The organism is Micromonospora deserti, assembly GCF_003236335.1.
Lineage (GTDB): Bacteria > Actinomycetota > Actinomycetes > Mycobacteriales > Micromonosporaceae > Micromonospora > Micromonospora deserti.
Genome location: NZ_POUB01000228.1, coordinates 1 through 9,636, shown reverse-complemented (window position 1 = coordinate 9,636; position 9,636 = coordinate 1). Strand labels below are relative to the sequence as shown.

The window sequence follows — 9,636 nt, the reverse complement described above, 5'->3', positions numbered from 1 at the left end:
GAGCAGGGGCGGGGCGTCCGGCCGGGGCCAGCGGGCTGGTATGAAGAAGCGATGACGAGCGACGCCGCCTCCGCCCGACCCGACCCCACCGACGAGGTCGTCGACCTCTGCCGTGATCTGCTGCGCATCGACACCACCAACACTGGCGACAACGACACCAGCGCCGGCGAACGCCTCGCCGCCGAGTACGTGGCGGAGAAGCTGGCCGAGGTCGGCGTCGAGCCCGTCATCCACGAGTCGGCACCCGGGCGGGCGAACCTGGTGGCGCGCATCCCCGGCACCGATCCCACCCGTGGCGCGTTGCTGGTGCACGGCCACCTCGACGTGGTGCCCGCCGACGCCGACGAATGGTCGGTGCACCCGTTCTCCGGGGAGCTGCGCGACGGCTACCTGTGGGGCCGGGGCGCGATCGACATGAAGGACTTCGACGCGATGGTGCTGGCCGTGGTGCGGCACTGGCAGCGCACGGGGGTCCGCCCGCCCCGCGACATCGTGCTCGCGTACACCGCCGACGAGGAGGCCGGCAGCGACTACGGCGCGCACTTCCTGGTCCAGCGCCACCGGGACCTGCTCGACGGCTGCACCGAGGCGATCGGCGAGGTCGGCGGCTTCTCGTACTCGGTCAGCGACGCCCAGCGGCTCTACCTGATCGAGACCGCCGAGAAGGGCATCGACTGGCTGCGGCTGCACGCCAGGGGCCGCCCCGGGCACGGCTCGATGGTGCACGACGACAACGCGGTCACCGCGCTCGCCGAGGCGGTGGCCCGGATCGGCCGGCACCGGTTCCCGGTGGTGGTCACCGACACCGTGCGAGCGTTCCTGGCGGAGATCTCCGACCTGCTCGGCGTCGAGCTCGACCCCGACGACCCGGAGACCGCGATCGCCAAGCTCGGGCCGATCGCCAACATCATCGGGGCGACGATCCGCAACACCGCCAACCCGACCCGGCTCGCCGCCGGCTACAAGGACAACGTGATTCCCGGCCGGGCCACCGCGACCATCGACTGCCGCAGCCTGCCCGGGCAGTCCGAGCTGCTCGAGCGGCAGCTGCGCGAGCTGATCGGCCCGGACATCGCGATCGAGTACATCCAGCGGCAGCCCGCGCTGGAGACCACCTTCGACGGCGACCTGGTGGACGCGATGTCGGCGGCGCTGCGGGGCGAGGACCCGGGCGCCCGACCGGTGCCGTACATGCTCTCCGGCGGCACCGACGCCAAGGCGTTCTCGCAGCTGGGCATCCGCTGTTTCGGCTTCGCGCCGCTGCGGCTGCCGGCCGACCTGAACTTCTCCGCGCTGTTCCACGGCATCGACGAGCGGGTTCCGGTGGACGGGCTACAGTTCGGCGTGCGGGTTCTCGACCGGTTCCTCCGCACCTGCTAGCACGTGTCCGCTGCCGCGGCGTGCCGCACCGAACCTCCCCATCGTGAAGGGACAGCCCACATGACCGACCAGCACGGTGAGCTGGACACCGCCCTTGAGCGGGTGATCGACGCGGCCCGCCACCACCTGGCCGCCGTACGCGCCGCGCAGGGTCGCATCGACGACGACGACGTCTGGCGGGCGTACGTCGCGCTGAACAACGCCTCCTACGCCTACGACGAGCAGCTCCTCGACGCCTTCGGCGAGGTCACTCCCTGGGACGTCGATTCGATCGACCCGGACGAGGCCGACCAGCGTTTCGGTGGTGCCGCGCAGGGGGTGGAGGCCACCGACCCGCACCCGCGGGTCATCTCGGTGCGCCAGCGCCGGGACTACCGGGTGCCGAGCGTCGCCGCGCTGATCCGGGTGGCGGAGGTGGCCCGGCGGGAGGGCACCCCGGAGGACGACGAGCCGGCCCCGGTCGAGGGGGTTGGCGAGGCGGTGCTGGAACTGCTGCAGAGCGGGGACGGCTCGCTCGCCGCGCTGGACGTCCCGGAACTCGAGCCGCTCGACGGGGTGGTGATGGTCAGCGAGGTCGGCACGCCGGTCGACCTGGAGTCGTTCGACGACGACGACCCGGTCGGCCCGTTTCAGCCGGCCGCCGACGACCGGCTGGTCGGCCGGCTCGACGAGCACCCGTTCCTGGAACTCGACGAGGAGCACGACCACGCCCACTAGGCGGCGAGCCCCGGGCCCCGGCCGACCGGTCCGGGCCCGGGGGCCGCGGGCGTCCCCCGCCGGCGCACGGCCGGCGGGTGGACTCAGTACGACAGGCCCGGCTGCGGCTGATTGACCCGCCGACGGCGCAGCATCACCTGCCGCGTACCGTCCCGGAACAGCCGCACCCGGGCCAGCTCCCATCCGGAGAACTCCGCCTGGATCGCCAGCTGCGCCGCGGCGGTCAACCGGTCGACGTTCGGCGGCAACCGCAGCGGCGCGTATTCGTAGTCCATAAGCCCTATGCTGCCCAGCCCAGCGACCCTCCGCCACCCCCCGGCGGTGACCCACACCGCTACGGCAGGTGCCGGCGCCCCGGCCGCCGGGCTACCCAATGGCATCGTTCGCCGCCAGCAGGGCGGCCAGGGCCGGCGCGGTCAGCGTGAGGGCCTGGGGGGCGCCGGGGTCCGCCGCCAGCCCCCACCCCGCGTCTGGCCAGTCGGCGAGCAGCTCGGCGCAGGGTACGGCCAGGAACGGCACGCCCGGCCCGGCGAACCCGGTCAACGCCTCCGGCGAGGTGAACACTGGCAGCAGCGGCGCCCCGGCCGGGTCGGTGACCACCGTCCAGGGAAAGTCGCGCTGCGGGGACGGCTCCGCCGCCAGCGGTACGCACACCACGGTCCCGGCGAGCACACCGAGGTACCCGGCCAGGTCCCGGCGGGCCACCGCCTCCGCCAGGCGCTCCCGGACCTCCCGGTCCGCCCCGTCCGCCGCCGGCGGCCCGTCCGCCCCGTGCGTCGCCGGCGGCCCGTCCGCCCCGTGCGTCGCCGGCGGCCCGTCCGCCCCGTGCGTCGCCGGCGGCCCGTCCGCCCCGTGCGTCGCCGGCGGCCCGTCCGCCCCGTGCGTCGCCGGCGGCCTGGCCGGGCTGGTCGGGGCGGGCGCCGCCGGCGGCCTGGCCGGGCCGGCCGGTCGGCCCGGAGGCGGCACGGTCGGCTCCGGCCGCACCCGGGGACCGGTGGGCGGCAACACCTGGCAGGAGAGCGCGTCGGGCCGGTCGGTGAGCACCGCCGCCGCGGTGCGCGCGGCGAAGTCGCTCCACCACCGCAGGCCCTGCGGGGTGCGGGGTGTCTCGAACCACCACCCGCCACCGCCGCGGGGTGGCCGCCACCCGAGGCCGGCCAGGCGCTGATCGTCGTACGCCGGGCAGATCCCGCGGACGGTGTCCCGGCGCACCATCAGGTGCAGCCGGCGGTCGCCGGCGGCGAGTTCCAGGTCGGTGTCCCGGTCGCACCGGTTCAGCGTGTCGTGCAGCCGGGCGACCACGTCGGGCCAGCCCGAGGTCATGCCGGCGGCCCCGGCAGCCGGCTGTCCAGGCGGCCGAGCCGGCCGATGGTCTCCTCCAGGCGGCCCAGCGCGGAGAAGTCGCCCGGTTCGCCGAAGAGCTCGCCGAGACCCGCGCCGATCGTGGCGTCCAGGCCCTCCGTCCGTTCGTTGAGCTGCTCGGCCGCCGCCGACCGGGCCTGCCGGTACGCGGCGAGCACCATCGCGGCCAGCTCCTCCGTGCCCGCCCGCGGCGCGGCGGGCGCGAAGGTCAGGCCGGTGAGCTCACCGGCGGCGTCCACCGTGGCGGTGACCAGGCCGGTGTCGTCGGTGGCGGTGCCGCTGAGCTCGGCGAGGTCGTCCCGGAGCCCGGCGAAGCGGCGTTCGATGTCGGCGATCCGTCCGGCGAGCGCGTCGAACGCGGACAGCGGGTCACTCATGCGAAACCTTCCCGTGCACGGCTCCGGCCGGGGTGGCGACCGGCGGCCGCATGATCGTATCGTCGTTGCGCCAAAGGTAGTGGGGGCCGGAGGAGTGGGGGAGGAGCGGTATGCCGGACATCGACGTCGACGTACAGGCGGTGCGGCGGCTGGAGGCGGCGGCGAAGCGGGTGGCCGGTTCGCTCGGCGCGCTGGAGAGCCGCATCGCGTCGGCGGGTGACCTGCCCGACGACGCCTTCGGCCACCTGCCGTTCGCCAGCGACATGCTCCGCGAGAAGTACGCCGAGCAGGTCAGCGGCGGGATGGAGCTGTTCCGCGCCGGCCAGGACGCGTTCGAGCGGGTCGGCACCGCGCTGGCCGGGACGGCGGAGGCGTACGAGCGCAACGAGCAGGACATCGACGCGGGCTTCCGCGCCATGGGCAGCGGGATGGCCCGGTGAGCGGGCCCGCCGGCACCGCCGTCGAGCTGTGGAACGGCATCGACAACGCACTGTCCGGGGTGGACCGCGCGGTCGACAGCGTCTGCCGTACCCTGGCCTGGCCGCTCATTCAGCTCGTCGACCTCGTCGACGGTGAGCCGGCCGCGCTGCGCGCCAAGGCCACCGAGTGGGATGCGCTCGCCGCCCAGGTGCGCGAGCTGGCGATGAGCCACCGCGGCGTCCGCGAGGCCGAGCAGGCCGGCTGGCGGTCGCCCGCCGGCGAGGCGTACGGCAAGCGGCTGGCGGAGGTCGAGCAGCAGTTGCTGGACGTCGCCGAGCAGTTCGCGGCCACCGCCGAGTACCTGCGCGGGGTCGCCGACGCGCTGCAGGTCGTGCACGACGTGCTGGTCGACATCTGCGTCGAGTTCGTCAACTTCCTGCTCGTCACGCTGGTGACCGCGCTGCTGATGGCGCCGTTCACCGCCGGTGCGTCCTGGGCGGCCGGCGTGGCCCTCGGAGTCACCCGGGGCATGATCGCCCTCACCCGGATGCTCAAGGTCATCCGACCGCTGGCGACGCACCTGCAGAAGGTCATCAGGCTGCTGCAACGGGTCCTGTACTACCTGCGCAAGTTGCGTAACCACCTGGACAAGCTGGTCGACAAGCAGAAGGCGCTGCGCACCGGCCAGAAGTACGCCGACAAGCGGCGCGCCGCCGGCGCGGCCGACAAGTGGTTCCACAAGTTGCTCGACCCGGCGAAGGGCACCTGGAAGCTCGGCAAGTCCGGGTCGCCGTTCGACATGAGCACCCTCGAACGCATGGGCGCGCTGCGCGCCCACGGCCTCACCGACGGGGCGCGGATGATCGGCCGGGACTGGGCCACCAACCTGCCCTGGAACGTGCCCAACACCGTGGTGCACGGGGTCACCTGGGGCACGGTGGCCGTGGTCAGCGGCCTGTCCGTGCCCGGCGCCGACCAGGTCGGCGACCGGATCGACCAGGCGGTGCAGGACGGCGCGGACTGGATCGACGAGAATGTGTTCGGGCAGCCGCCCGCGGAGCAACCGGCCGGCCGGTGACGGCCGATCGAGGAGGTACGGCGTGACCGGAGCACGGGGTCGGCTCGGCCGGCTGACCGAGGCGGTGCTCGGCGGCGCCCGGGCCGCCCGGGACAAGGCCCGCGAGCTGCGCGACGAGTTCCGCACCAGCGACGAGCCGGAACGTGCGCTGGTCGGCCCGCTCGTGCCCGGCCAGGAACTCCGCTACGTCGGCCTGGCGCCGGTCCGCACGCCGGAGACGCACCGGGCGGGCAGCCAGCTCGCCGACCGGGTGGGCGGGGAGATCGCCGAGGCGCTCGACCCGCGCGCCCTGTTCGGGCTGCTGAACATCGCCAACCCGGTCGCCTGGGTGGAGGCGGTGCTGACGCCGGTGCGGATCGCCGCCGGTGTCCTGCTGCTGCCAGGCAAGGCCGCCGCCGTCGCCGCCGGGCTGCCCGAGGCCGCCAGCCCCGAGCCGGAGCGCCCCGCCGCGCAGCCGGCCGCCGAGGCCCGCGAGCCGCTGCCGTTGACCCCGGAGCAGGAGGCGTTCCGCACGCTGTTCCGGCTCAGCCGCTACCGCCCGCTGGCCGACCAGCTCGCCGAGATCGCCTACCGGCGGCGGTACGTCTTCAGCGGCGACCTCGCCACCCTCGCCGGCAGCCTGCTGCTGTTCCTGGAGCGCTACACCGGCACTCCGCTCGCGGTCACCGACACCCACCTGCACCTGCTGCGGATGGGCCGCCGCCCCGACGAGGGCCGCCCGGACCGCCGCCGGCCGCAGGTGCTCTGGAGTGTCGAACGGCACCGGATCGCCCGGATCGACTCCGCCGGCGGCGCGCGGCTGATGCAGTTCCCGTCCACGATCGTCTTCGACGACGGGTCCTGGATCCGGGTCGTCAACCCGGCGACCCGCGACGACCAGTCCCGCTTCCTCGCCGCCGTACGCGACATCCCCGGCCAGCGCCCGACGCCCTGACCTGGCCGGCGCCGCCGCGCTCACTGCCGGCCCCGGCCGGGCACGCCCCGGGCCGTGCCGCGCCGGACGCCGGGCCCGGCGTCGGTCAGCCGTCGCGTTCCGGGTAGCCGACCTCCACCGCCGACACGTCGTCGAGCGCGGTGACGATCTCCGCCGGCAGGGTCATCCGCTCCACCTGCAGCGCGCCCAGCAACTGGCCGACGGTGCGGGCGCCGAGGATCGGGGCGACCACCCCAGGCCGGTCGCGGATCCAGGCCAGCGCCACCTCCAGCGGGGAGACCCCGAGGCCACCGGCGGCGGTGGCCACCGCCTCCACAATGCTGGAGCAGCGCGGCTCCAGATAGGTGGCGACGAAGCGTTCGAAGTGCGGCGACGCCGCCCGCGAGTCGGCCGGCCGGCCGTGCCGGTACTTGCCGGTGAGCACGCCGCGGCCCAGCGGCGACCACGGCAGCACACCCAGGCCGAGGGCCGCGCAGGCCGGCAGCACCTCCCGCTCCACGCCCCGCTGCAGCAGCGAGTACTCCACCTGGGCGGCGACCACCGGGGCCCGCCCCGGCCAGGCCGCCTGCCAGGCGGCCGCCCGCGCGGTCTGCCAGCCGGAGAAGTTGGACACCCCGACGTAGCGGACCCGGCCGCTGGCCACCGCGTGGTCCAACGCCGCCAGGGTTTCCTCCAGCGGGGTGTCCGGGTCGTACCCGTGCATTTGGAACAGGTCGACGTGGTCGGTGCCGAGCCGGCGCAGCGAGGCGTCCAGGGTACGCAGCAGGTGCCCGCGCGAGCCGTCGCGGCGCCGGCCGCTGCCCGGGCGCAGCCCCGCCTTCGTGGCGATCAGCAGTTCGTCCCGGGGGACCAGGGTGCCCAGCAACGAACCGATCACCGATTCCGCGTCACCGTCGCCGTAGACGTCGGCGGTGTCGATCAAGTTGCCGCCGGCGTCGAGGTAACTCTTCAGCTGGGCGGCCGCATCGTCGGCGTCGGTGTCCCGGCCCCAGGTCATGGTGCCGAGCGCGAGCCGCGAAACCGCCAGCCCGCTTCGGCCGAGCGGTCGCTGTTGCATGGGTGAACCTTATTTCCAACCGGGCCGTACCGATATCCTCGCTACCGCCAAGTCTGCCGGGGTGTCGGCGTTTCCGCGCGCCCGCCGACCCGCACGCCTGCCGGGCCCGCCGCGCCGGACCGGCGGGGCGCCGCGGAGCCGTCGTGGACGGCGGTTGGGGTGAGCCGGTGATCGGGTCCCGCGCCGGCATTGCGTAACCTGATGCGACCTGTGGTGCGGATGGGGGAGGACCTAGTGCGACTCGGGCTCAGCCTCGGATACCAGACGGCGTGGAGTACGCCGGCCGATCACCTGGCCCTGGCCCAGGAGGCGGACCGGCTCGGTTACTCGGTGGTGTGGGCGGCGGAGGCCTACGGTTCCGACTCGCCGAGCATGCTCGCCTGGATGGCCGGCCAGACCGAACGGATCGACCTGGGCAGTGCGGTGATGCAGATCCCCGCCCGCACCCCGGCGATGACCGCGATGACCGCGGCGACCATCGACGCGCTCTCCGGCGGCCGGTTCCGGCTCGGCCTGGGCGTGTCCGGTCCGCAGGTCTCCGAGGGCTGGCACGGCGTACGGTTCGGCAAGCCGCTCGCCCGGACCCGTGAGTTCGTCGACATCGTGAAGATGGCCGTGGCCCGCAAGGAGGTCGCCTACGACGGCGAGTTCTACACGCTGCCGCTGCCCGACGGGCCCGGCAAGGCTCTGCGGCTCGGCTTCCACCCGCCGCGCGAGCACATTCCGATCTACCTGGCCGCGGTCGGCCCGAAGAACCTGGAGCTGGCCGGGGAGATCGCCGACGGCTGGCTGGGCGTCTTCTACGCCCCCGAGTTCGCCGAGGAGCAGCTCGCGTCGGTGCGCGCCGGCCGGGTCAAGGCCGGCAAGGAACTGGCCGGCTTCGACGTGGTCCCGTCGGTCCCGGTGGTCGTCGGCGACGACATCGCCTCCTGCGCCGAGCTGGTCCGCTGGTACGCCGCCCTCTACGTCGGCGGAATGGGCAGCCGGCAGCAGAACTTCTACAACCAGCTCGCCACTCGGATGGGCTACGGCGACGCCGCCCGCGAGGTCCAGGATCTCTACCTGGCCAAGCGGCAGCGCGACGCGGCCGCCGCGGTGCCGATGGAGTTCATCGACCGCACCTCGCTGCTCGGGCCCAAGGAGCGCATCGCCGAGCGGATGCGGGAGTACGCCGCCGCCGGGGTCACCACGCTGTCGGTAACCCTGTTCGCGGCGGACCGGGACAGCGGCGTGCAGACCCTGCGGACCGTCGCCGAGGCGCTGGACCTCGCGGGAGTCGGCGAGTGACCTGGGTCGAGGCCATTGTCCTGGGCGTCGTCCAGGGCCTGACCGAGTTCCTGCCGATCAGCTCGTCGGGGCACCTGCGGATCACCTCGGCGATCTTCTTCGACCGGGACGCCGGCGCGTCGTTCACTGCCGTGACCCAGCTGGGCACCGAGGCGGCGGTGCTGATCTACTTCGCCAAGGACATCTGGCGGATCACCCGGACGTGGCTGGTCGGGATCAGGGACAGGTCGGTCCGGTCCAGCCTCGACTACCGCATGGGCTGGTACGTGATCGTCGGCTCGATCCCGATCGGGTTGTTCGGCTTCCTGTTCAAGGACCAAATCCGCACCGCCGGCCGCAACCTGTGGCTGGTGGCCACCACCCTGATCGTCTTCGCGTTCGTGCTCGCGTTCGCCGAGTACTGGGGTCGGCAGACCCGCACCCTGGAGAACTTCCGGATGCGCGACGGCGTGGTGATGGGCTTCGCCCAGGCGATGGCGCTCATCCCCGGCGTGTCCCGCTCCGGCGGGACGCTCACCGCCGGCCTGCTGCTCAACCTGACCCGGGAGACGGCGGCGCGCTACTCGTTCCTGCTGGCCATCCCGGCGGTGGTGATGTCCGGGATCTTCAGCATCGGGGACGTGTTCGAGCCGGCCGCGCCCGGCACCTCGGTGCCGAGCATCGCCCAGATGATCGTGGCCACCATCATCGCGTTCGGCATCGGCTACGCGGCCATCGCCTGGTTGCTGCGCTACGTCGCCCACCACACGCTGTACCTCTTCGTGCTGTACCGGGTGGCCCTGGGCACGCTGGTGCTCGCCCTGCTGATGACCGGCACCATCAGCGCCACCTGATCCGTACCGCCCCGCGGCCCCCGCCGCCACCGCACCGGTGGCGCCCGGGGGCCGTGGCGTCCGAGTATGCCGCTGGCCGGCGCCCCGTGTGGGGTGCCGGCCGGCGGGTGTTGGTGGTGTGGGTCAGCTGTTCCAGTGCTGGGTGACGAGGTCGGCGGCCTGCTGTTCCCACTGTGCGTAGTGGTCCGGGT

Annotated in this window: 11 protein-coding genes; 7 read left to right on the top strand and 4 right to left on the bottom strand. The window is 73.9% G+C overall.

Annotated elements, in window-relative coordinates; translation table 11 throughout:
- Positions 1-51: 51 nt before the first annotated feature.
- Entirely contained in the window at positions 52-1,380 is a 1,329-nt protein-coding gene (locus tag C1I99_RS24545) for a M20/M25/M40 family metallo-hydrolase (protein WP_111136561.1), read from the top strand.
- 60 nt (positions 1,381-1,440) lie between these two features.
- A complete protein-coding gene (locus C1I99_RS24540; protein WP_111136560.1) occupies positions 1,441-2,097 on the top strand; it encodes a hypothetical protein in 657 nt (218 codons plus the stop codon).
- Between the two features lie 83 nt (positions 2,098-2,180).
- On the opposite strand, the gene C1I99_RS24535 is transcribed toward C1I99_RS24540, so the two are convergent.
- The 3 genes from C1I99_RS24535 to C1I99_RS24525 form a co-directional block, all read right to left on the bottom strand.
- Entirely contained in the window at positions 2,181-2,372 is a 192-nt protein-coding gene (locus C1I99_RS24535) for a DUF5703 family protein (RefSeq protein ID WP_039906151.1), read from the bottom strand.
- Between the two features lie 91 nt (positions 2,373-2,463).
- Complete coding sequence (locus tag C1I99_RS24530; RefSeq protein ID WP_111136559.1) at positions 2,464-3,420, bottom strand: SseB family protein; 957 nt, start codon at positions 3,418-3,420, stop codon at positions 2,464-2,466.
- A complete protein-coding gene (locus tag C1I99_RS24525; RefSeq protein ID WP_111136558.1) occupies positions 3,417-3,836 on the bottom strand; it encodes a YbaB/EbfC family nucleoid-associated protein in 420 nt (139 codons plus the stop codon). The genes C1I99_RS24530 and C1I99_RS24525 overlap by 4 nt, the downstream gene beginning before the upstream one ends.
- A 110-nt stretch (positions 3,837-3,946) precedes the next feature.
- On the opposite strand from C1I99_RS24525, the gene C1I99_RS24520 reads away from it, so the two are divergent.
- Genes C1I99_RS24520 through C1I99_RS24510 form a run of 3 tightly spaced genes read left to right on the top strand, consistent with a single transcriptional unit; the run spans position 3,947 to position 6,268 of the window.
- Positions 3,947-4,276 carry a hypothetical protein gene (locus C1I99_RS24520; RefSeq protein WP_111136557.1) on the top strand — a complete coding sequence of 110 codons (330 nt, stop codon included), beginning with the start codon at positions 3,947-3,949 and terminating at the stop codon, positions 4,274-4,276.
- The gene (locus C1I99_RS24515) at positions 4,273-5,334 is read left to right on the top strand and encodes a WXG100 family type VII secretion target (protein ID WP_111136556.1); all 1,062 of its coding nucleotides are present in this window, start codon (positions 4,273-4,275) and stop codon (positions 5,332-5,334) included. The genes C1I99_RS24520 and C1I99_RS24515 overlap by 4 nt, the downstream gene beginning before the upstream one ends.
- A 22-nt stretch (positions 5,335-5,356) precedes the next feature.
- Complete coding sequence (locus C1I99_RS24510) at positions 5,357-6,268, top strand: hypothetical protein (RefSeq protein WP_111136555.1); 912 nt, start codon at positions 5,357-5,359, stop codon at positions 6,266-6,268.
- 85 nt (positions 6,269-6,353) lie between these two features.
- On the opposite strand, the gene C1I99_RS24505 is transcribed toward C1I99_RS24510, so the two are convergent.
- On the bottom strand, positions 6,354-7,325 hold the full coding sequence (locus C1I99_RS24505) for an aldo/keto reductase (RefSeq protein ID WP_111136554.1): 972 nt from the start codon (positions 7,323-7,325) through the stop codon (positions 6,354-6,356).
- A 234-nt stretch (positions 7,326-7,559) separates the two neighbouring features.
- On the opposite strand from C1I99_RS24505, the gene C1I99_RS24500 reads away from it, so the two are divergent.
- The gene (locus C1I99_RS24500) at positions 7,560-8,612 is read left to right on the top strand and encodes an LLM class F420-dependent oxidoreductase (protein ID WP_111136553.1); all 1,053 of its coding nucleotides are present in this window, start codon (positions 7,560-7,562) and stop codon (positions 8,610-8,612) included.
- Entirely contained in the window at positions 8,609-9,445 is an 837-nt protein-coding gene (locus C1I99_RS24495; RefSeq protein ID WP_111136552.1) for an undecaprenyl-diphosphate phosphatase, read from the top strand. The genes C1I99_RS24500 and C1I99_RS24495 overlap by 4 nt, the downstream gene beginning before the upstream one ends.
- The last annotated feature ends 191 nt before the right edge of the window (positions 9,446-9,636 follow it).